The organism is cf. Phormidesmis sp. LEGE 11477, assembly GCF_015207105.1.
GTDB lineage: Bacteria > Cyanobacteriota > Cyanobacteriia > Phormidesmidales > Phormidesmidaceae > Phormidesmis.
Map to the genome: position 1 here is coordinate 115,462 of NZ_JADEXO010000001.1, position 20,816 is coordinate 136,277.

Below are 20,816 nucleotides of genomic sequence, written 5' to 3' on the forward strand. Positions count from 1 at the left end.
TGGGCGGCTAACTTCTTCAGCTATAGAAACCGAGGAAAGCTACACTATCAGAGCCCCTTGTAACCTTGTATTCGTTGTCCTTCTTATGACTGCTGCCGCCACCGAATCTACAACCGAATCCTCTGAGATTAACAACATATATAGGGGTGTGAGTGAAGTCTTCCCGCACCAGCCAGAATCAACCAATGTTGATGAAAACTTGACGGCAAGGCTGACAAAAAGCGATCGCCCCCTGCGGGTAAAGCTAGGAATTGACCCGACCGGATCAGAAATTCACCTAGGCCACAGCACGCTAGTGCGTAAGCTTAGAGCCTTTCAAGATGCAGGACATACTGCCATATTACTGATCGGTGATTTCACAGCCCGAATTGGCGATCCGACCGATCGCGCCGAAGTGCGTAAGCAGCTGAGCGAGGCAGAGGTCAAAGCCAACGCGGAAACCTACATCGAGCAGATCAGGCCAATCCTTGATTTTGAAACGCCCGGTCGCTTAGAAATTCGCTACAACTCTGAATGGCTATCGGATATAGACCTAAGCAAGATGCTAGCGCTGCTAAGTACGATGACGCTAGGTCAAATGTTGGCCAAAGAAGGCTTTGCTAATCGCTATGAGCAAGGTACGCCGGTCTACCTGCACGAGTTTTTATACCCGCTGCTACAAGGATACGATTCAGTCGCGCTGAAGTCGGATGTGGAGCTTGGCGGCACGGATCAAAAGTTTAATGTAGCGGTCGGTCGGGATTTGCAGCGACACTTTGGCCTACAGCCGCAATTTGGCATGCTGCTGCCGCTGCTGCTGGGCACGGACGGCAATCAAAAGATGTCGAAGTCACTAGGTAACTATGTCGGATTGCAAGAAGACCCGCTGTCGATGTATTCCAAGTTAGAGAAAGTGCCCGATGCCGTGATTGGCGACTACTTTACCTACCTGACAGATTTGCCGCTAGGCGAGCTGCCTGAGAATCCTCGCGACCAGCAGAAGCTATTAGCCAAGACGGTGACAGGGTTGTTTCATGGCGAGGCCGCCGCAGAGCAGGCCCAGCAGGACGCACTGACTTTGATCGCTGGGCAGACAGCCGCCGCAGAGTCGGTACCAGAGTTTTCACTCGCTGAAGTGGGCTTCCCGGCTAAGCTGTTCTATCTATTGGGGGCGACACCGCTGTGTGAAAGCAGTAGCGAGGCCCGTCGGCATATCAAGGGCGGGGCGGTGAAAATGGACGGTGAGAAGGTGGGCGATCCAAATCTGACCTTTGAGCAGGCCGCAGAGCTAGACGGAAAGGTCTTGCAGATTGGTAAAAAGAAGTTTGTGCGGTTGGTACCATGACGCTAGCACCAACAGCAGAATCGCTAATAAATCGAATTATCGTGCCGTTGGATGTCCCGAGTGAATCGGCGGCGATCGCACTGATAGACGCGCTCCCTCAAGTCACCTTTTGGAAAGTCGGTCTAGAACTTTTTGTCAGCAGCGGGCCTGCGATCTTAAGCCAGCTAAAATCGCGTGGAAAGCGAATTTTTCTAGACTTAAAGCTGCACGATATTCCTAATACGATGGCGGGCGCGGGCCGGGCCGCAGGTCGCTATGGTGTAGAGCTGCTGACGGTGCATGCAGCCGCTGGTGGGATAGCGCTAAGGGCTGTACAGCAGGCGGCGATCGAAGGCGCGCAGCAGTCGGGCGAGTCGCCACCTAATGTGATTGCAATTACGCTGTTGACTAGCATTGGCCCAGAAGCCCTGACCACAGAACTTAAAGTTTCTCTGTCTGTAGAAGCCTATGCCGAGCAGATGGCACAGCTAGCGAAAGACAGTGGATTAGCGGGCGCGGTCTGTTCTCCGCATGAGGCGGCGAAATTGCGAAAGCTCTGTGGGAAAGACTTTCGGCTGGTCTGCCCAGGGGTGAGGCCAAGCTGGGCGCAAAAAGGCGATCAGCAGCGGACAATGACACCGTCTGAGGCGCTACAGGCGGGCGCAGACTATCTAGTGATTGGTCGACCGATTACGCAGGCAGCCGATCCCGCAGCGGCGATCGCGCGACTCTGTACGGAGATGGCGGCATGAGCGGGTCGCCTAACCGTAGAATACTGAGCGCGACAGTAGGCGCGATCGCCTGTCTGCTTTTGGGCTCAAACACCAACCAAGCCATCGCTGCTGCTGTTTTAGAACAGTCCGTGCTAGAACCAAGCAAGCAAGCAGACGCTCAAGACATCATCGAAGATCTAGAAGTCACTGACGAGACTATTGATGACGCTGAAGCGGTGCTCGAAAATATAGAAACCATTGAAGAGAATATAGAAACGATTGAAGAAAGTATTGAGGAAGCGCTGACTGAGGAAACCCGCACCGAGGAGGACACCCTGCCTAGTGTGCCGATTAGACAGACGATACAGTGCCCAAGCGAAATAGAACCCTTAGCAGAGCTGCTGATTCGAGATATTCCAGGCTATACCAACAGAGTTCTACAGCGGACAGTTGCGGTTTTGCCCTGGACAGAGGCTGACGTATTGCGATTGCAAGAAAGCGAAGAAATTGTTCGAGAACCCTACCGACCGTCTCGGGTGCTGGTGGCTGGAAAGCTCAACCTAGAGCCCCTAGATCTAAGCGAATATGCTTTTACCACTTCGCCTACCACTGGCGGGGAGGTGACTCAGCTCTTTTTTACAACGCTATCGCGGCAGTATGTTGACCTGCAAGCTGACGAAACCCAAGAATACCACTGGGTATTTTTGACCCAAACCACGGATGGCTGGCGGCTGGCCTTTATGTTCTCAGCCATAGATGATTTGCCTATTGTGCAGATTCCAACGCCGCCTAGAGAAAGCAGTGAAAGCAGTGTTGGCCAGGCTATCCAGCTATGGTTGCGAGACTGCAGAGCAGGTGCGATTGAGCCACCTTCTAGTGGCGAGCCGTAATAATTTAGCGATTTATAGAGGCTTTAAACTACTCAAGCGCCCGACAACCGACTCATCTGCTACCTTTTAGAAACAAATTCAGGAGTCAAGCACCATGGAGAAAGCCTTTGGACTAGAGATCCCTGAAAGCCTAGAAGATGCCTGCGAGCTCAATCGTACAGCGCTGGTAGTGTATGACATGCAGATCGGCATTTTTAGCCAGTTAAGCAACGGCGATCCGATCAAAGATAAAGTCTTAGCGGTTCTTCAAGTCGCTAGAGAAACTGGTCTACGCATATTTTTCATGCGCCATATGTCATTGCCCAAGGAGCTATCCGGCGTCTTTCAACTCAAGACCGCCAAGGCATGGCAGAGAGCGACTTCGACCGATGATGTCAATCCTTGGTTTTTACGGGATGCGCCAGGTTTTCAGCTGATTCCTGAAATGTCACCGCTGCCGTCTGAGGCCATCTTTGACAAGATTACAATGTCTGCTTTTGAGAGTACACCGCTCGATATTGCCTTGCGCGATTGCGGGATTGGGAACGTCATCGTTGTCGGTGTGGCTACTGAAATTGGCATTGAGCCAACGATTCGTCACGCTGCCGATCTTGGGTATATCCCGATTATGGTAACCGACGCCTGTGGCGCAGGTGATGAAGCAGCGGGTCAGCGCGCAGTGGCGAGTCTAAAGTTTATGGGCGATGCTTTTTTCACGCAGGTAGAAGAGATTTCTGCGATCCTTCGCGAAAAGGCTGGAATCCAAAGCTGACACGATTACATCTTGGGCTTTCGCAGCTTGAGCTTTAGGCTTAAGGGTTGCAGTAAAAGCAGTTTGCCGGATCGGCAAACTGAACTGACTCTGGGAATGGCCGATCTTGCTGAAACTGGCAGTGCTGGCAGCGATAGAGAACGGAGTGGGTGAGCAGCGTTGCCGCCCCGCACAGGCGACAGGGAAGTCCAGGGAAGCGCTGAGCAATGCTAAAGCCAGGATAGCCGCAGCTAGGGCAAGGGTTCGTGGCCTTGGCGATGAGATCTTGAGTCGCCTGGGCGATCGCACTCATTCGGGTAGGGTTATAGAGGGCTCGCATATCGGTTTCGACATGAGCTTTTCGCTCAGAAGACTGCTCTATAGCTAGCGTCACCGCCTGAACTAGATCGGTTTCTGCTGTAATTCCTTTCGCCACAGATTTTGTAGGGGTAGCCCTAAGGTTAGATCTCAATTCGCTAATACCAGAGTCACTAGAATCCGTGGAGACCACGTGCATCACCACGAGGCCGTGTTTAGGAAATCCTACTGATTCAGCAAAGTTCAGGGCTGCTTGGGGCTATCAACAGTCTGGCTTTGATAGTTGGTTTCGGTAGAGAGCGCTTCGCCAACAATCTCTAGCTCATGTTCAAGATCGAGCAAGAGCACTAGCTCGCGGTTGCAGGCCACAAAAGGAATTTGAGGGTGAGGGCCAAAGCTGCCTTCGCTGGCGATCGCTAGCCTTTCTCCGGTGAGCTCTAGCACTGCTTTTGCCTTGAGCCGAGCGGTCGCTAACTGATCTGCTGGGCGCTTGGTTTCTCTAGTGAAGGTGCCAAAAGCGTCAGTGTTGAAGTCGGTGGGAACCAGCGTCCTAACGCCTAGAGCGGGTTCTATCAGCGGTGCGATCGCCTGCTCTTTGTGATGCATGGTGGCAATGACTGCAACCCGATTCGTGAAAAGAGAAAGCGCTGTCATTGGACTGATTAAGACCGAAAAGGTTAAGACTTAAAAAAGGTTCGTTAGGCTTCGGCGCGAATCTCATCTAGCTTGGCACGTACGGCCTGAATGTCTTGCCACATCAGCCACTTGGGTTTGCCAGGATCTCTAGAAGGATTACGTAATAAATAGGCAGGATGCAAAATAGGCATACACTGACGGCCCTCCCATTCAATCCAGGTGCCGCGAATTTTAGTGATACCGCGCTTTTCGCTAGGAATAATGCCCTTCACAGAGGTTGCGCCAGTGAGCAAGATAATCTTAGGATCGACTAGGCGAATCTGTTCCAGAATGTAGGGACGACAGGCATTGATTTCTTTGGCAAGTGGGTTGCGATTGCCCGGTGGGCGGCACTTGACAATGTTGCAGATGTAGACATCTTCCTCTGTATCTAGGCGAACAGATCCTAGTATTTTCTCCAATAGCTGGCCAGATCTCCCGACAAAAGGTAGTCCTTGTTCGTCCTCTTGCTGGCCTGGGCCCTCACCAATCACCATGATCGGCGCTTTAGGGTTGCCTCGACTAACCACTATGTTGTTGCGGGTTTCGGCTAGCTCACAGCGCTGACAGCTTTTGCAGTGAGTCGCCAGCGGCGCGAGCGAATCGTAGGTTCCCGGCGGGATGGGTACGCTGGCGCTAGTTGGAATTTTGTCAGGATCGAAGTCTACGGGTGGCGGGGTGGCTTCGATACCGCTAGCGCTGAAAAGATCGATCTGTTCGGGCATTGACTATAGAGGTGTGGGAGGCTGCTTCTTTATTTTAGGGGAAAGGCGGGAAAGGGAAGAGCGGCAGAGTGATGAATGATAAAAGCAGAAGGGTGAAATGAGCGATGTTGGCGTCTGATGTTGCTCTATCTTTTGGTAGAGATTTGGCTTTTGGCAGAGATTTGGCTTTTGGCAGAGATTTAGACCAGGCTTTGGTATTTGAGTGTGAGGGTTTGCGCGATCGCATCCCATCCATAGTTTGCTTTGGCACACCGCTGAGCATTCTGTCCACGGCGTTTTCTTTCACCCTCATCAGAGAGCGCCTCAGTGAGAGAATCTACCAAAGGCTCTACCTCTGTTGGAACTATCCAGCCAGCCTCGCACTCTGCTACCTTTGGCCAGATATCAACGCCAGTAGAAATCACAACAGGTATGCCCGCCGCCATCGCCTCGGCAACAGCAATGCCAAAATTTTCGTAGTAAGAAGGCAGAACAAAGAGATCGGCAGCGCTAAGAATATTTATCTTTAACTCACCAGAAACAAATCCGCTGAAGGTTACACAGCATGACCAGCTGGAAGATTCAATCTGTTGTTTAATGCTGGTTTCATACTCTCTATCCTGCGGGTTTGAGCCACAGAGTAACAAATGAAAAGGATGATTATTTTGATGTATTTTCTCCAGGGCAGGTACGAGCAGATCGAAGCCTTTTTTGGGATCTATTCGAGACATAAACAATATAATGGGACGCTCTTTAGGAATGCTAAACTGCTCCCTAATACGAGATTGCGCTACGGTTCGCTCAGGTAGTGAAGGCAGCGAAACCCCCAAAGGCAAGACCATTTCAGACGTAGTCGTGCCAAATCGTTCGGAAACTTTAGCTTCTTGAGAACTGGTGAAGTGAAGCGCGGCTGCACCTGCGAGGTTAGGCTTTTCTAAGAGGTGAGCATACAGTTTTTTGAGCGTTCTCTTTTTCTGCAAGTCAGCAGGATCTAAAGTGCCAAGCGGTCGCATGATATAGGGTAAGTGACGCCAGCGGCAGAGCGTAGCCGCAGCAGTGCTTACGGGTGAGAACAGCGCATGGATATGAGCGATATCATAGCGGTGAGCATTAGCCCAAAGCCAGCGGAGCAGTTCTGTTGAAAACTTATAGCGACGAAAAGGAGCACACCGAAAATAGATAACTTCGTAGCCTGCTTGCTCAATCGGCTGAGCTAACGGTACATCTAAGGGATCTTCGTCTATGTCGCCGTTGGCATCGGTGGTGATGACAGTGACCTGGGCGATCGCCTGCTGCTGAGCTAACGCCGCTGACAAACCACGTACCATCTGACTAGGACCGCCGTAGACAAGCGAGAGAGAAGGCACTATCTGTAAAACTTTCAAAGACATAATGCGGTTTGAAGAGAGTTAGAACAGTGACTCGTAGAATTCAAGCTGTCGTTTGGCGAGTGCTTTGTTGGTGTAGTCTGTCATCGCTCGAATATGGCCGCGTTCAGCCAGGGCTTGTCTGTGCTGTGGGTCATTCATCAGCCGCTGAATACCTGCTGCTAGAGGTGCAGGCTTACCCTCGGAAACGACCAGTCCATCTTCTTTGATCACGTTTGGAATCTCGCCAGAATCAGAGCCAATCACTGGCACCTGGCAGGCCATTGCCTCAATCAAAACGTGGCCAAACTGCTCTTTCCAGCCAACAGCGGTAAAGGTGGAAATGTCATAGGTGGTCATAGACGGTAGCACTAGGGTGTCCATCAGATTGATATAGTCAGGCACCTGTTTGTGAGAAACACTCTCTATCCACAAAATATGTTCTGCAATATCTAGCTCGACTGCCATCTTTTCTAGCGCGGATTGGTAGGGTCCTCGCCCTAGCATCAGCAGTTTCCACGGTTTGCGCTCCTCTAGCTTGGTCTTTAGGTGGGCTAGCGCCTCAAAAAGGATCATCAATCCTTTCTCAGGCACAAATCTGCCGACAAATCCAACTACAAAGTCGCCCGGACTAATGCCATGCTTAGCAGCTAATTTTGGTTGGGCAGCGGGCTTAAACAATCTTTCATCAACGCCAAGCTGCGGCATGACGCAGGCCGGACCTCCGTAGCCATGATCTCGTAGAATGTCAACGCCGTCCTGGTTCCCGGCAATTAAGCCGTGGGTATTTTTCAAGTTATAGCGCTCTATCCAGGCGGCTAAGGATTGAGTGTCATAAGGCAAGTTCCACCAGGTAAAGAAGACATTTTTAGCCGCTAGCTTCAGCACTTTATTCAGCATAATCAGCTCGGTATAGCCGATAGACTTTGCGCCTTGTTCTACCTGAATGATATCTGGGTGGAACTCTTCTAGGAGTGGATAGATATCTAGGCCAAAGCTCAGCAGGCTTTGATTGTTGTCACTCAGATTCGAGATTGGCAGCACGCGAAATCGGCCTTCGTGTTTGGCCTGAGGCTCTATGATTTTATTTTGAACGCCACCTGGCCTCCACCGTTTAGGAACGACCACGGTTACTTCTACGGTAGGGTCGATCTGAACAAGCGATCGCAGCTTCTCACAGTTCAAATCGACAATATAGGTATGGCTAACGACAAGTATTTTCACTATTGAACCTCTGAGGTATACAACCGTCCATTTCGATGTGCGGGATTTAGCAGCGTAAAACACGCTTGAATAAACCCAAGCGTGTAGAATCCTAGCCGAGTGATAATTTTGATCGGCGATCCGCTTTTATTACAGGGCGGATTGCCAAGAACGTGGCAGTCAAACAACCTTCCTGATAGTCTTAGCAGTTGGCTAGGCGTCAGATTCTTTAGCGCCATCAAAAAGTGATTGTGATAGAAAGTGGTCTGATACTTAAGTGAGCGGGTGCTGATATCGTGGCACCCGCCTGTTTCTTCGCCTAGATGCACTAAATGTGCCTCGGGTTCGTACCAAATGATCAGTCCCGTCTTTCGCACCCGCAGACAAAAGTCTGATTCTTCTCGTACGGCGCTACCCTGAAAGCGTTCATCGAATCTCAACCCGTGCTGATCAAACACCGAGCGCCGAAAAGACATATTGCAACCCCTCGCGGTCAGTACTCTTTGCGGCTTTGTCGTATGCACTAAGTCGATGTGATACCAGGCAATTCCAGGGTCCATCGCCTCGGGTGGCAGCGTTTCGATCTCTGGCTTTTGCGACTCTGAGAGCTTCATTCGATCGAATACCCGGCCTGCGATCGCGCCGACTTCTGACCTGCCTTCAAACCCTTGGGCATGGGCCATCAGACAACCGTCGGGAAGTTCTACATCGTCGTCTAGGAAAAGAAAAATGCTGCCCTTGGCGCGGGCGATCGCATAGTTGCGTGCCGCTGGCAGACTAGCCCAAGGTACCGTATACAGTCGAATCTTCTTCTCGCTATCAAGTTGAGTTAGGAAGGACTGCGTCGTCGGCTCGTGCTGCTGAGTTTGATCGACCACAATCACTTCGTAAGCAGGATACGTCTGCGCCAACACACTATTAAGGGTGTCACATAGAACAGATTCTCTTCCATAGGTTGGAATAATTACCGAGATTAGAGGCCAATCTATTGTTGTATGTGCCATAGAACAAGAAATAAGAGAGCAGGAATAAGAGTTAACAGTCTGATAGATCGGGAGTCAGTAAAATAGGACTCAAAGTAAGTAGATCAGGACTAAACAGCAATTGGCCAGTAGGCTTTAAGTGAGAACGCTGTCTTCACCTTTCGAGATCGACCTAGAAGTAACTGATTGCTCATACGAAAGTAGCTTCTTCTTTTTTCCTGCGCTTCTTAGAGCCTTTTCCTTCTGCTTCCGGCGGTCTTAATAGCGCTGCCTGCCGCTCTTTCTCCTGCTTTTCTAGGGCAGGAATCTTCATGACAATGCCCGCTGCCAGCCAGTAGTAGACCGCGACCGGATCGACATCTAGAGGATAGTAATAAGGCGAATAGCTGATAAAGAAGATGAACACCCACATCGACGCCGCATAGCTTCGCAAGTTTTTATCTTTGGTCTGGCGATATACACGAAACGTCACTACCGTCATCGTGGTATACACCGCTAGCGCTGCCAGCAATCCTAACGGCCCTAGCTCATACACTAGCTTTGGGTGGTAAGTCTCAATCAGTGTTGTCTTACCAAAGGTTCTCGCCGAATTAGTGGCCCGGCCTACGCCAGCCCCAAAAATGCCTTCTTGCTCTCTTGAAACATGGCGAAATTGCTCAACCATGAACTGCTGAGGCGGAGACGCACTCCAGCGAGAAATTAAACTATCCACTCGCTCGTTGACTATCTCAGGGTTGTTGGCAATCAGATAAAACACTATTAACCCTAGCGGCATCATGATTGGCACAAACCGCCTGAAATTTGCCAACTGCCCTGTCATCACTACCAGTAAGGCGATTGAGAAAGGCACTAGTACCAGCGCAATCCGCTGGCCTGAGAGAAACGCCATGATAATTACAGCGACTAGCGAAGCCAGTCCAACAATCCGCCAGATAAAAGATTTATCGCTAAATGAGGTACCAAAGCTAAAAAACGTCCCAGAGATCAAGAACCAACCCCACTGCCACGGTGCTACAAACGTTCCCGGTAGACGAATCTGTCCCATAGAAGGGGCGTACAGCAAAGATCCGCCTACAAAACAACGCGCTTCTAAAGAGGCACGAAATAGCTCCTCGCCTTCACCAACCGTCCCAGGACAAACGCCCGTTAGGAGCAGACCATATTGAACCAGTCCTAGGCTGCAAGCGACCAGTACCAGCACAGCCTGTAGCCGCAGCAGTTTTTCTAGATCTTCTCGGGTACGGATCAGATAATAGATACAGGCTACTAGCGGAACATAGCCGAATAAGACTTTCCCTCCCCAGATCGCCATTACTAGCGGTAGCCTGCCATCGACTTGGCCAATCTGATCAGGTAGATTAGTGACTAGCGCCGTGATACAGGCCATAGCTACAAAAGCGATGAGCGGAGGCTTCAATGCCTTTGGCAAGATAATTGGCAGCTTGTTTTTCTTGCAGAACTGATAGACGCCGATCAGAGCAGGAATATAGAAAACATCTTTAGCAATTTGCAATAGACTGTTGCCGCCTAAGGCATAGGTTACGGTTCCAGCAAACGGCATGTAGATGATGAAGGCATAGAGCGCCAACCGTTGATACTTGAACGATAGAATCAGGCATATTAGCCCACCGCTAGCGGCTATGCCTAGCTTAGGCTCGACGAGTATAGCGACTAATAGACCAACAAACGCGCAGCCAAAAAAGACAGATGAGATAAACGAGATAACTACTTTTCGCTGGGCCGCTGCTGCTCGCTCTATCAGCCGTAATTGCCGGGGCGTTTGCGTTTGCGCTGTACTCTCTTCACCTGCGTCGTTTTGTAGGCGCTGGCGTTTCGTCTGCTTTTTGCCTGCCTGCCTACTTTTCTTGCCTTTCTTCTTAGGCTTACGACCTTGGTTCGCTAGATGACGCCGCTCATGCTGAGCAGACTGTTTTCGAGAGCGTTTCCCAGCGGAACGTGAAACCATATCGTCGGTGAAGAGATCAAGGAAAGCCTTGCTAGGAGAAAAGAGAAAAGAAAAGGCTTCTAGCCATTACCTAATCAAATTTGCCCAATCTCTCGCGCTAATATCTTCATCTCAAAGTTTTACTGAAGTTATGCTGCTGAAGTCTCGCTGAAGCCGTTTCATTTCAAACTTTCATCTCAAACTGAGCAGGCACTATCGACCTAGTCGATTGACAATGCCCTCACAGCCGCCGGGAATGGTTTCTCGGGTCTTGCTGCCGCCCCACTCACAGCAGTAGCAGCGCTGTGCTTCAGAAAGACGCCGGGTATTGGTGAAATCAGCGCCCTCGACGACTGCGCCAGTGAATTCGCCTGTTCTATAGTTTGGATTGTCTTGACGGGTGCGGGGAGTGACCGTTTCTAGGCTGCCATAGAACAGACGAACCCCCATCATGTCCGTATTAGAAAGGTCGGCGTCGCATAAGATAGCGCGAGAAAAGTTGGTACGTACTAGATCGCAGCCGGATAGATTGGCTCGAATAAGGTTAGCTTCGCTGAGATCTAGCCAGCGTAAATCGGTAGCTGCTAAGCTGCTAGCCGCCAGCATTACACCTAGATCGATTACCCTAGTTCCGGCCAGTCTGTCTTCTGCGTAGCCACCCATTCCATCTAAGATCGGTCGACCTAACCGCTGATCGCGAGCTAACGGCGTCAACAGCTTTGAGCGTGAGAGAAAGCGCAGTACCTTGGCTTTGCCACCCGCATCGACGCTGCTAAGAATGGCTGCGGTACGGGCTTCTGCAATAATGCGCTCTTGCGGCCAATCTTCTAGCAGACCTTCGTCGTCTAGTACTAGCTCTGAAATCCCTTGAAAGAAGGAATCGATAGTTTGCTGCTGGGTAATTAGGTTCTGCTGCACCGTCAAATCGCGAGAGATGATGTATTGTCGCCAAGCGACATAGACAGCGAGTATCGCGATAAAAATTTGTCCAATCGCTCCTAAAAAGTCGCCTAGTGCGCTGATAATATCCCAGCGCAGGCCGCTGCCCCAACGGGCAATAGGGCGGCTGATACCGCTGGTATAAACCAGGCCAACGATGCCAAACAATAGACCTGGAACGGCAATTAGTAGCGCCTTTTGCTGCTGGCTAAGATCGCTAAGCGCTTCTTGCAATGTGGGATTGAGCAGACGCAGGGAAACGAAGAAGGCCACTAAAGAACCCGCTAAGGTCAGCCAGAAGCTATCAAGAGTGAAGCCAATGACCACCACAATCACACCTGCGATCGCAACGACGCTAATCGGCGCTTGAGCAACTTTCACAGGATCAATCGCTGGCTGACGTTGATACCGCTCTGTAATCTCTGCCTCTGATTCTGTCCGCTGAGGCTGACGACTGAGCGGAACAGGCTCTTTTAGCACTTCGTTGTCGGCTTGCAAATCAGGGTCGGGATTGTAATCTACCGTGAATGGCTGGTAGTAGCCATTGCTACTAGATGACTCGCCAGACGGTTCATCCGCTAAATTACCGACTGAATGAGAGTCAAACCCAGCGGCAGAATTAGCAGGAGGCTCGGGTGAGGCAGTAGGATCAGAAGGGAATGGGGTCATTGAGTGCGCGCGTTGCTAGCAGTTCAGTGTAGCCGAAAGCTCTAAAAGCTTTTAGGGCGCTGCCACCATCCTCTACTAAAATAAAATTAAGAATTGATAACCCCTTAACTAATTTTCTTCTCGTAATTCCTTTTTACTTTGGCCTAGCGGTAGCGATCGCCGGTCATCATTCCTTATCCCTCCTTATGATTACAGTCTTACTTCTAGCCGTTGCCGTTGGCATCTTGGCCTGGGGCTTTTCAAAAGCCAAGCCACTGGGTCGACTAGGCATCTTAGCTTGGTTACAGACTGTAGTGCTCATGGCTCCCTGGCTACTGTTCTTCGGTTTTTCGGCTGTAGGTATCTATTTAGATCTAGCTGGTATTTTGCTATTGGTAGTATCTTCGGCTGGACTGTATATCTATTTTGGTCGTCAGCTTCGAGCGGCCAGCCAAGCAGATCTAGCGGCGCACTCTGCGAAGAAAGCGACAGGACTAGCTAAGAAGGCGTCTGAGCAGAAGACTCTTCAAGAAACAGGAGCCGCTCAGATAGAGCATGCGGCTTTGGAAGAGACTGCTGTTGAAGGGGCAGGTGAGGGGAGCGACCAAGCTCAGTCTCAGGGAGTGGGCGATCGCACCGCCGAGAACGCCGAAGATAGCGACAAGAGTGAACCAGAAGATAAACCGCTACCACCTATTCCACCTGAAGACCTCGCTACGATGGAGGGCTTCTTTGGTATCAACACTTTCTTTAGAACGAAAACAGTGCCCTTTCAAGAGGGAGCAGTCTTTAAAGGGAATTTGCGAGGTGACGCGGACAAAACAGCACAGGACATTAGTCAGCGCTTAGCAGATAAGTTTGGCGATCGCTATCAGTCTTTTCTACTGCTCGATCCAGACGACAAACCTGTCGTGGTGATCTTTCCTAGTAAAAACGGACCGAAGCCAACAACTTTGCCACAGCGCATATTAGCCGTGGCGTTAGCGATCGCGACCATAGCCACCTGCTTAGAAACCGCCGCCGTACTCCAAAGTTTCGACATATTCCAGTCCCCAGAACGCTGGCGCGAGGTGCTTCCTATCGGCTTCGGCATTCTTTCTACTCTCGGCGTCCACGAAATCGGTCACCGATTCTACGCCCGGCGGCACGACATTCAGCTCAGTCCGCCTTTCCTGCTTCCAGCTTGGCAGCTAGGTGCGTTTGGTTCTATCACCCGATTCGAGTCTGTCGTCCCTAACCGCACAGTCCTGTTTGACATCGCCTTTGCTGGACCTGCCGCTGGTGGCATTTTGTCTTTCCTCTGTCTATTTTGGGGTTTGGTGCTTTCCCAATCTGGCAGCCTCTTTCAGCTACCTGTCGAATTCTTTCGAGGATCTATTCTAGTCGGTGGCTTAGCGCGTCTGGTTCTAGGTGACGCCCTTCAGGCCGACTTAGTTGATGTCCAGCCTCTGTTGATCGTGGGCTGGATTGGTCTAATCATCACTGCAATCAACCTGCTACCTGCCGGACAGCTCGACGGCGGCAGAGTCATTCAATCGATCTATGGCCGCAAAACCCTGGTTAGGAGCACAGCCGTCACCCTGGTGTTGCTCGCTATTGTCGGCCTCTTTAATCCCTTGGCGCTCTATTGGGCCGTGCTGATTGTCTTTTTACAGCGTCAGCCAGAACGCCCTTGCACTGACGATTTAAGCGAGCCTGATGATACCCGTGCCGCTCTCGCCTTGGCCTCTTTACTACTTGTTTTACTAGTACTGTTACCCCTGACGCCAACGCTAGCCGCAAGATTAGGCATTGGATAACTGGGCACCAGATAGTTCAGCACCAGCTAGATGAGCACCGAATAAAAAATAGGAGAATTAGCAAGTATGTGCGCTCGCTTTACGCTCGATGTCGAAATTCAACAGCTAAGAGATGCCTTTGAGTTGACCAATAGCATAGAAATCCGGCCCACTTGGAACCGAGCCCCCGGCGCGATGTCCCCTATCGTGATCAAAGATCGAATCGGATTGGCAAAATGGGGACTAAAGCCCACTTGGGCAAAGCCAGGGATGAAGGCACCACACAATGCCCGGATCGAGACGGCTGCAACCAAGCCATACTTTAGAAACGCCTGGGCAAAGCGACGGTGCTTAGTCCCTGCTACTGGCTTTTACGAATGGCAGGCCACCAAGACTGGCAAACAGCCTATCTATTTCAGCTATCCAGGACAGTTTTTTGCTTTTGCTGGGCTATGGGAAAAAGTAAACGGGCAGAAAGCAGCCGACGAGGAGAAAGCAAACAAAGAAAGAGCAGGCAGTAAAAGAGCTGATGAAGAGCAGGCCGATAATGAAGTGACCTTTACTATTCTCACTCAGGCAGCTATCGATCCAGTGGCAGCAATTCACCATCGTATGCCAGTTATTCTGCCGCCAGAGGCATACGACAGATGGCTAGCTGGCGACTTGGCCACTACCGAGTCAGTCATTACCGAGCAATCCTCGCCCTATATGCAGACCATTGCAGCTAGACCTGTCAGCCGCACGGTCAATAATGCCCGTAATGACAGCGCCGACCTGATTGCCGAAAACTCCAAATAACATTCAAATAGCATGGGTGCCCATTGTGTCCGGTCCGCTCAGCACTGCTAGGGCCAAACGACTCTATCTATAGCTGATAGCGCAGGCTTCTCTCAAAAGGCGCAGCAGCGAACCGAACCTAATAGGGGTTGGAGACAAATTAATCAAACGCTAAGATAATTCTGGTTTGTTAATAGTTCAATAAGCAGGTGAGCAATAAACCGCTTGCTTGCTGCCGTTATTTGAAAGGGAAATCCCGCTGTGCTCAAGGCTATTGTCCAGGACTTTCGCATCATCTTTGACCGCGATCCAGCTGCTCGCAACTGGCTAGAAGTCATTTTTCTCTACCCTGGTTTTCAGGCGCTGGTTATACATCGCCTAGCACACTGGCTGTGGAACATAGGGATTCCTTTTGTACCCCGTTTGCTCTCTCACCTAGCTCGCGCTTTGACTGGCGTAGAGATACATCCCGGCGCAAAGATTGGCTCCGGCGTATTTATCGATCACGGTATGGGAGTAGTGATCGGCGAAACGGCGATTGTAGGTGACCTATCGCTAATCTATCAGGGTGTCACCCTGGGGGGAACGGGCAAAGAATCTGGTAAACGCCACCCGACTCTAGGCACAGGCGTGATTGTAGGGGCGGGCGCGAAGGTGCTTGGTAATATTCAAATTGGTAACGACGTGCGGATTGGCGCTGGCTCTGTAGTGCTCAGGGAAGTGCCTTCTGACTGCACGGTTGTTGGGGTACCTGGCAGAGTAGTCTATCGTTCGGGTGAGCGAGTGGGGCCGCTAGAGCATGCCCAGCTACCTGATTCAGAGGCTAGAGCGATCCGGGCGCTGATGGATCGGATGATCGCGCTAGAAAATGAAGTTTCTGAGCTGCGAGAAGCCAAGAAGCTTGAGACTAAAGAGGAGATAGCCGCTAAGATAGCCGAGCTTGAAAGTTTGATGTCTGTGGGCGCGGTTGGAGAAAATTGCGATCGCAGCAAATGCTGCGACTTAGACGATCGCGCGTTGCAGGAATTTTTTGACGGGACTGGGATCTAAGAAAAATCCTGTCCCCTCTCGTCTTTTTTGTTTGCTCGCACTTGTTCGCTCTGTAGGTTCCTCCTTTGAAAGAGAAACAGCATGTCACGGCTTGGTGGAATCGAAGCAAACAGGGCAGAGTTTATCTGCGCGGTAGGCACCAAGCCTAATAGCTGGAAAGCTCAGGTACGTATTGCCATTATTCAGCGTATCAACGACCATAGCGCGCTATCAAGAACGGGCGCAAAGGCCAGCTTTGTGGGTGCTTTCGCGCTGGCTGCGAGAGCATTAGATTGAACGGTCGTGGGAGAACTTGAAGCGCACCCTATGGAGGGTGTATAGGGCCACAAAAGGCCATATTCTATGCACCCTTGCCTCTAGTCTATTGTAGAACGATATAGACAGGAGAGAACTCAATGCTAAGAGAGTGCTGCGGCGTCTTCGCCGCACTCATCAACTAGGTAGCACATAGCTTTGAACCGTAGCATGATTAGCTGGTCGTACAGAGGGTTGAGCTTGCACATAGGAGGGATGTGAGCAATGGTGCGCTCGAAGAGCTTGACGTCACGCTCAAAAGGACAGTCTGCTGGGATCAAAGAGACGATGCGGTGAGCGGTTTTCTCATTCTCGACGGGGATGCCTTCAATCCAGTTACGTACTGGTTTCAGGATGTTCAGAGTATTTTTCATCTTAGGTAGAAGTTGAACCATAACGGCAAAAAATTAGCTTAATGACTCAGTAGTTTTCAGTGTTTCTGATGAGGGTACGGCGTTGACTGCAACGAAGATACCCAAGGAGTTAGTTGATTTATCAGAGACTATTTATGACATTCTGCGGAGATCTTGTTCTTCAGCTTTTTTTATCTGCTCGTCTTTTAACTAATTGACAGGGGTATGTCTTTATTCCTTTCGTTAACTATCCTAGTCCGCTCACATAGAATGACAAGTTCCTAAAGAACATTTTGACTATAAATTATGCAAAGTTCACATGTCTCTAATGCAGACTGTGTAGTAAATCGAATATTGCGCTGCTTCGCGGCGGCAACTCTCTAGCAGTCGCTAACCCAAAACCGCTTGCCACGTATAGCATGTACGGTTTTCTGCCGACTGTGGATCACTAAAAAACGCCCTCAAAAATACATTATGAGGACGCTATAAATTGAGAAAAAAACTCTCGTAAGTAGAAGTGCTTATGACGTAGTTAGAAGAAAATTATTTCGTGAGTAAGAGTACTTATTTTTATCTCTAATATTCTTCTTGTTATAGCTAGCGTTGGATATCTCTGCAGGCTAGCTGGCCACCTTGCTCTAATAACAAGGGTTTCATAGCTAGGAGAACATATAGAGAAAAATGGCGATCGCGATAGGTGAAAGTGCTTAGCGCATAGTCACAAACTCTTCTGCCGAGCTGGGATGGATACCAACAGTCGCATCGAAGTTAGCTTTGGTGGCTCCCATCTTGAGCGCGATCGCGATCCCCTGAATGATCTCCGCCGCATGATCGCCAACCATATGTGCTCCTAATACTTTGTCGCTTTCGGTATGCACCACTAGCTTCATTAGCGTTTTTTGATCTTTGTTAGGCAAGGTGTAGTACATCGAGCGAAAGCGCGAACGAAAGACGTGGATATTCTCTTCTCCGTACTGTTCGATCGCGTCTGTTTCAGTGATCCCGACCGTGGCCGCCTCAGGTGTTGTAAAGACAGCAGAGGGAACGTAGTCGTAGCTCATCAGTCGATCTTGTCCGCCATATAGGGTATCTGCCAAGACGCGCCCTTCATTAATCGCGACCGGAGTGAGATTGATTCGATCAGTGCAGTCGCCGATTGCATAAATACTGGGATCGGCGGTTTGACAGTGTTTATCGATGGCGATCGCTCCCTTGTTTGTCTCTACCGCCGTATTTTCTAGTCCTAAGTCGTCTAGGCTAGGCTTTCTGCCTGTTGCCGACAGGCAAACCGCGTCGACCACAATCGTAGATGCTTTAGCTTCGTCACCGTTGTTAGCATTCCCCTCAACAATTTTGACAGTGACACCCTCCTCGCTCTGCTCGATCCCGACAATCTCAGAGCTGTTGAAGATTTTGATCCCTTCCTTTTGCAGGGCCTCGTGCAGCTCATCACGCAGGTCCTCATCAAAGCCGTACAAGATCTGTTCTTTGCGAATCACCATAGTGACTTCTGTCCCTAGCCCGTTCATGATGCCAGCAAATTCACAGCCAATATAGCCGCCCCCTAGGATCACTATCCGCTGGGGTTGCTCTGTCAGCTCAAACATTCCGTCAGAGCTGATGGTATGTTCAATACCGGGAATATCTGGCTTCACCGGATGCCCGCCGACCGCAATCAAAATTCTTTCGGCAGTGACCTTTTCATCACCCACTTCTACCGTATGCGCGTCTAGCAGTTTGGCATACTGCCTATACAGTTTGACCTCGGCGCTATCGATCATGCGCTGATAGATCCCGTTTAGCCGCTCAACTTCGCCATGAACAGCCGCAATCATCTTCTGCCAGATAAAGCTACCAGAGTCAACCTTCCAACCATAGCCGACTGATTCTTCTGCAGACTTAGGGAAGCGAGAAGCATACACCATCAGCTTCTTAGGAACGCAGCCGCGATTTACGCAAGTGCCACCGAGATCGTGGGCTTCAGCGACGGCTACTTTTGCCCCGTGAGAGGCTGCCCGCCGAGAGGCGGCGATGCCACCAGAGCCACCGCCAATTACAAAAAGGTCAAAATCGTAGGTCATAGTCCCAACACAAATAAATTAGGTCTCTTGATCCTAAAGGAGTTATAGATAAATTTCTCTGTTCGTGTGAATGATGTTAGGAATCAGAACAGGTAGGATTTTAGTCAGCAGCTAGTCAGTCACTATCCAAGCGTCACATCCAAAAACATCATCGCGACAAAACCAATCATGACCCCGACTGTACCAACTTGCCCAATTGCCTTTTGATCGATATCTGGAATGATTTCATCGACGATCACAAATAGCATGGCACCTGCGGCAAAGGCCATTCCCCAAGGTAAAAGCGTTTCTGAAAAGCTGACTAGACTGGCCCCGAGTAGCCCACCGACTGGCTCGACTAGGCCAGTTAGGGTCGAAATAGCTAAAGAATACAGTGGGCTATAGCCAAGATTGCGAAGGGCGATCGCAACCACTAAGCCTTCTGGAATATTCTGCAGCCCAATGCCACCAGCTAGGGCCAAACCACCGTTGGCTCCAGAACCCACGCCGACGCCCACAGTCAGTCCTTCTGGAAAATTATGGAGCGCGATCGCAATCACAAACAGCCATATCTGCTCAAAGTACTCGCTCTCTTTACCTTCTTTGCCTTTAAAGAAATGTTCGTGCGGGAAAAAGGCATGGGCTAGCCAAAGCGCCGCGCCGCCAAGCAAAACGCCAGCGACCATTAGCGCCGCTGCGGTAGTTTCTGAATAGCCAAGGGCAATTGCCGCTTCTGTCCCTGGCATTAGCAGTGAAAAAGACGTTGCTGCTAGCATCACCCCACCGCCCACGCCCAGCAAAATCCCCTGCGCCTTCTCCGATAGATCAAACGGTAGCATCACTGGCAGCGCGCCTAGTCCGGTTGCCAGTCCAGCACCTAGGCTGGCCAAAAATCCCATCAGAACACTATTCATACTCAGCCTTCGTCATTGAACCGCTAGATATCTTCAAAGATTGACTACTTCTAGCTATGGATAAATCATACTCGTTATGAGTACGACTTGTGTGTTTTAAGGGTTTGCAGAAGTTGCTAGTTGCGATCGCCCGGTTCCTATCCAGGCAAAAACTGATCAGACCAAAGCCCCTTCGACTCTAGCCATTCCCGGTTAAATATCTTGGACTGATAGCGAGCACCGCCATCGCACAAAATCGTCACAATCGTGTGCCCCGGTCCCATCTCTTTAGCCAGCGCTACCGCTGCCGCCACATTGATACCGACAGAGCCGCCCATAAACAGCCCTTCCTTATATAAGAGCTGATAGATTGCCTGTAGCGCTTTGTGATCATCGATCTGAATTGCATCATCAATTGGTACGCCCTCCATATTTCCAGTGACGCGGCTATTTCCAATCCCTTCTGTGATTGAGTTGCCTTCTGGTTTGATCTCACCCGTTTTCACATAGCTATACAATCCGCTGCCCATTGGGTCTGCGACAACACAACGTGACTTAGGATTCTTTTCTTTTAGAAACATAGCCACGCCAGCATAGGTTCCACCCGTTCCGGTCGCCGCCGTCCAACCATCGATCTTGCTGCCCGTTTGCGCCCACATCTCTGGGCCAGTGGTTTCATAGTGGGCCTGACGGTTCGCTAGATTCTCAAACTGATTGGCCCAGATAGCATTCTCAGTTTCTGCGGCTAGGCGACCCGAGAGCTTGACATAGTTGTTCTCATCTTTGTAGGGCACCGCAGGCACCGTCCGCACGTCTGCCCCTAGCGTTCGCAGCAGGCTAATCTTCTCTTCCGACTGGGTTTCAGGAATGATGATGACGCACTTGTACCCTTTGGCATTGCAGATATGCGCTAGGCCAATGCCAGTATTGCCTGCTGTACCTTCTACAACCGTACCGCCAGGTTTAAGCGTGCCTTCCTTCTCAGCCTGTTCAATGATGTACAGCGCGGCTCTATCTTTTACCGAGCCGCCTGGGTTGAGGAATTCGGCTTTTCCTAAAATCTCACAGCCAGTTTCTTCGCTAAAGCTATTGAGCCGAATCAAGGGCGTATTGCCGACCGTACCTACAAAACCCGATTTGATATCCATGCGTATGCGTTTTGCCATTCAACCCCTTTATCCTAATGGGGAACG

The 20,816-nt window shown here is 50.5% G+C and carries 20 protein-coding genes; 8 read left to right on the forward strand and 12 right to left on the reverse strand.

What is annotated here, in order from left to right; translation table 11 throughout:
- The first annotated feature begins 85 nt into the window (after positions 1–85).
- The 4 genes from tyrS (at position 86) to IQ256_RS00460 (ending at position 3,657) form a co-directional block, all read left to right on the forward strand.
- Complete coding sequence (gene tyrS / locus IQ256_RS00445; protein ID WP_193853178.1) at positions 86–1,324, forward strand: tyrosine--tRNA ligase; 1,239 nt, start codon at positions 86–88, stop codon at positions 1,322–1,324.
- Entirely contained in the window at positions 1,321–2,055 is a 735-nt protein-coding gene (gene pyrF, locus IQ256_RS00450; RefSeq protein ID WP_193853180.1) for an orotidine-5'-phosphate decarboxylase, read from the forward strand. Before tyrS ends, pyrF begins: the two co-directional genes overlap by 4 nt.
- Positions 2,052–2,906 (forward strand): hypothetical protein, encoded by an 855-nt coding sequence (locus tag IQ256_RS00455; RefSeq protein WP_193853182.1) that lies wholly within the window; start codon positions 2,052–2,054, stop codon positions 2,904–2,906. Before pyrF ends, IQ256_RS00455 begins: the two co-directional genes overlap by 4 nt.
- Positions 2,907–3,000: 94 nt before the next feature.
- Positions 3,001–3,657: a cysteine hydrolase family protein gene (locus IQ256_RS00460; protein WP_193853183.1), complete on the forward strand. Its 657-nt coding sequence runs from the start codon at positions 3,001–3,003 to the stop codon at positions 3,655–3,657.
- A gap of 40 nt (positions 3,658–3,697) precedes the next feature.
- On the opposite strand, the gene IQ256_RS29345 is transcribed toward IQ256_RS00460, so the two are convergent.
- The 8 genes from IQ256_RS29345 to IQ256_RS00495 all read right to left on the reverse strand — a co-directional run bounded on the left by IQ256_RS29345 (position 3,698) and on the right by IQ256_RS00495 (position 12,439).
- The gene (locus IQ256_RS29345) at positions 3,698–4,072 is read right to left on the reverse strand and encodes a DUF6671 family protein (RefSeq protein WP_228024432.1); all 375 of its coding nucleotides are present in this window, start codon (positions 4,070–4,072) and stop codon (positions 3,698–3,700) included.
- A 125-nt stretch (positions 4,073–4,197) separates the two neighbouring features.
- Positions 4,198–4,608 (reverse strand): DUF6671 family protein, encoded by a 411-nt coding sequence (locus IQ256_RS29350; protein ID WP_228024433.1) that lies wholly within the window; start codon positions 4,606–4,608, stop codon positions 4,198–4,200.
- Positions 4,609–4,652: 44 nt separating this feature from the next.
- Entirely contained in the window at positions 4,653–5,354 is a 702-nt protein-coding gene (locus IQ256_RS00470) for a uracil-DNA glycosylase family protein (protein WP_193853185.1), read from the reverse strand.
- Between the two features lie 179 nt (positions 5,355–5,533).
- Entirely contained in the window at positions 5,534–6,724 is a 1,191-nt protein-coding gene (gene hpsP / locus IQ256_RS00475) for a hormogonium polysaccharide biosynthesis glycosyltransferase HpsP (RefSeq protein WP_228024434.1), read from the reverse strand.
- 18 nt (positions 6,725–6,742) lie between these two features.
- Positions 6,743–7,924 (reverse strand): hormogonium polysaccharide biosynthesis glycosyltransferase HpsO, encoded by a 1,182-nt coding sequence (gene hpsO / locus IQ256_RS00480; RefSeq protein ID WP_193853186.1) that lies wholly within the window; start codon positions 7,922–7,924, stop codon positions 6,743–6,745.
- Positions 7,924–8,907 carry a hormogonium polysaccharide biosynthesis glycosyltransferase HpsN gene (gene hpsN, locus IQ256_RS00485; protein ID WP_228024435.1) on the reverse strand — a complete coding sequence of 328 codons (984 nt, stop codon included), beginning with the start codon at positions 8,905–8,907 and terminating at the stop codon, positions 7,924–7,926. Before hpsN ends, hpsO begins: the two co-directional genes overlap by 1 nt.
- A 169-nt stretch (positions 8,908–9,076) precedes the next feature.
- Entirely contained in the window at positions 9,077–10,852 is a 1,776-nt protein-coding gene (hpsL, locus tag IQ256_RS00490; protein ID WP_193853187.1) for a hormogonium polysaccharide biosynthesis protein HpsL, read from the reverse strand.
- 192 nt (positions 10,853–11,044) lie between these two features.
- The gene (locus tag IQ256_RS00495) at positions 11,045–12,439 is read right to left on the reverse strand and encodes a pentapeptide repeat-containing protein (RefSeq protein ID WP_193853188.1); all 1,395 of its coding nucleotides are present in this window, start codon (positions 12,437–12,439) and stop codon (positions 11,045–11,047) included.
- Between the two features lie 185 nt (positions 12,440–12,624).
- Between IQ256_RS00495 and IQ256_RS00500 the strand changes: the two genes are divergently transcribed.
- From IQ256_RS00500 to IQ256_RS00515, 4 genes are all read left to right on the forward strand, one after another.
- Positions 12,625–14,217: a site-2 protease family protein gene (locus IQ256_RS00500; protein WP_193853189.1), complete on the forward strand. Its 1,593-nt coding sequence runs from the start codon at positions 12,625–12,627 to the stop codon at positions 14,215–14,217.
- 66 nt (positions 14,218–14,283) lie between these two features.
- Positions 14,284–14,994, forward strand: a complete 711-nt coding sequence (locus IQ256_RS00505; protein ID WP_193853190.1) for an SOS response-associated peptidase — start codon at positions 14,284–14,286, stop codon at positions 14,992–14,994.
- Between the two features lie 240 nt (positions 14,995–15,234).
- A complete protein-coding gene (gene cysE, locus IQ256_RS00510) occupies positions 15,235–16,023 on the forward strand; it encodes a serine O-acetyltransferase (RefSeq protein WP_193853191.1) in 789 nt (262 codons plus the stop codon).
- Positions 16,024–16,104: 81 nt separating this feature from the next.
- Positions 16,105–16,299, forward strand: a complete 195-nt coding sequence (locus IQ256_RS00515) for a hypothetical protein (protein ID WP_193853192.1) — start codon at positions 16,105–16,107, stop codon at positions 16,297–16,299.
- A gap of 122 nt (positions 16,300–16,421) precedes the next feature.
- Here IQ256_RS00515 and IQ256_RS00520 read toward each other — a convergent pair whose 3' ends face one another.
- The 4 genes from IQ256_RS00520 to IQ256_RS00535 all read right to left on the reverse strand — a co-directional run bounded on the left by IQ256_RS00520 (position 16,422) and on the right by IQ256_RS00535 (position 20,789).
- The gene (locus IQ256_RS00520) at positions 16,422–16,691 is read right to left on the reverse strand and encodes a Mo-dependent nitrogenase C-terminal domain-containing protein (protein ID WP_193853193.1); all 270 of its coding nucleotides are present in this window, start codon (positions 16,689–16,691) and stop codon (positions 16,422–16,424) included.
- Positions 16,692–17,377: 686 nt separating this feature from the next.
- Complete coding sequence (gorA, locus tag IQ256_RS00525; RefSeq protein WP_193853194.1) at positions 17,378–18,751, reverse strand: glutathione-disulfide reductase; 1,374 nt, start codon at positions 18,749–18,751, stop codon at positions 17,378–17,380.
- Between the two features lie 122 nt (positions 18,752–18,873).
- Positions 18,874–19,644, reverse strand: coding sequence for a ZIP family metal transporter (locus tag IQ256_RS00530; RefSeq protein WP_193853195.1), 771 nt, complete (start codon positions 19,642–19,644; stop codon positions 18,874–18,876).
- Positions 19,645–19,781: 137 nt separating this feature from the next.
- Positions 19,782–20,789 (reverse strand): cysteine synthase A, encoded by a 1,008-nt coding sequence (locus tag IQ256_RS00535; protein ID WP_370623318.1) that lies wholly within the window; start codon positions 20,787–20,789, stop codon positions 19,782–19,784.
- Between the last annotated feature and the right edge of the window lie 27 nt (positions 20,790–20,816).

Bases quoted from the DNA above. Each gene is read 5' to 3' on its own strand.
- tyrS (WP_193853178.1), top strand. From the start codon at position 86: ATGACTGCTGCCGCCACCGAATCTACAACCGAATCCTCTGAGATTAAC.
- pyrF (WP_193853180.1), top strand. From the start codon at position 1,321: ATGACGCTAGCACCAACAGCAGAATCGCTAATAAATCGAATTATCGTG.
- IQ256_RS00455 (WP_193853182.1), top strand. From the start codon at position 2,052: ATGAGCGGGTCGCCTAACCGTAGAATACTGAGCGCGACAGTAGGCGCG.
- IQ256_RS00460 (WP_193853183.1), top strand. From the start codon at position 3,001: ATGGAGAAAGCCTTTGGACTAGAGATCCCTGAAAGCCTAGAAGATGCC.
- IQ256_RS29350 (WP_228024433.1), bottom strand. From the start codon at position 4,608: ATGACAGCGCTTTCTCTTTTCACGAATCGGGTTGCAGTCATTGCCACC.
- IQ256_RS00470 (WP_193853185.1), bottom strand. From the start codon at position 5,354: ATGCCCGAACAGATCGATCTTTTCAGCGCTAGCGGTATCGAAGCCACC.
- hpsP (WP_228024434.1), bottom strand. From the start codon at position 6,724: ATGTCTTTGAAAGTTTTACAGATAGTGCCTTCTCTCTCGCTTGTCTAC.
- hpsN (WP_228024435.1), bottom strand. From the start codon at position 8,907: ATGGCACATACAACAATAGATTGGCCTCTAATCTCGGTAATTATTCCA.
- hpsL (WP_193853187.1), bottom strand. From the start codon at position 10,852: ATGGTTTCACGTTCCGCTGGGAAACGCTCTCGAAAACAGTCTGCTCAG.
- IQ256_RS00495 (WP_193853188.1), bottom strand. From the start codon at position 12,439: ATGACCCCATTCCCTTCTGATCCTACTGCCTCACCCGAGCCTCCTGCT.
- IQ256_RS00500 (WP_193853189.1), top strand. From the start codon at position 12,625: ATGATTACAGTCTTACTTCTAGCCGTTGCCGTTGGCATCTTGGCCTGG.
- IQ256_RS00505 (WP_193853190.1), top strand. From the start codon at position 14,284: ATGTGCGCTCGCTTTACGCTCGATGTCGAAATTCAACAGCTAAGAGAT.
- IQ256_RS00515 (WP_193853192.1), top strand. From the start codon at position 16,105: ATGTCACGGCTTGGTGGAATCGAAGCAAACAGGGCAGAGTTTATCTGC.
- IQ256_RS00520 (WP_193853193.1), bottom strand. From the start codon at position 16,691: ATGAAAAATACTCTGAACATCCTGAAACCAGTACGTAACTGGATTGAA.
- gorA (WP_193853194.1), bottom strand. From the start codon at position 18,751: ATGACCTACGATTTTGACCTTTTTGTAATTGGCGGTGGCTCTGGTGGC.
- IQ256_RS00530 (WP_193853195.1), bottom strand. From the start codon at position 19,644: ATGAATAGTGTTCTGATGGGATTTTTGGCCAGCCTAGGTGCTGGACTG.
- IQ256_RS00535 (WP_370623318.1), bottom strand. From the start codon at position 20,789: ATGGCAAAACGCATACGCATGGATATCAAATCGGGTTTTGTAGGTACG.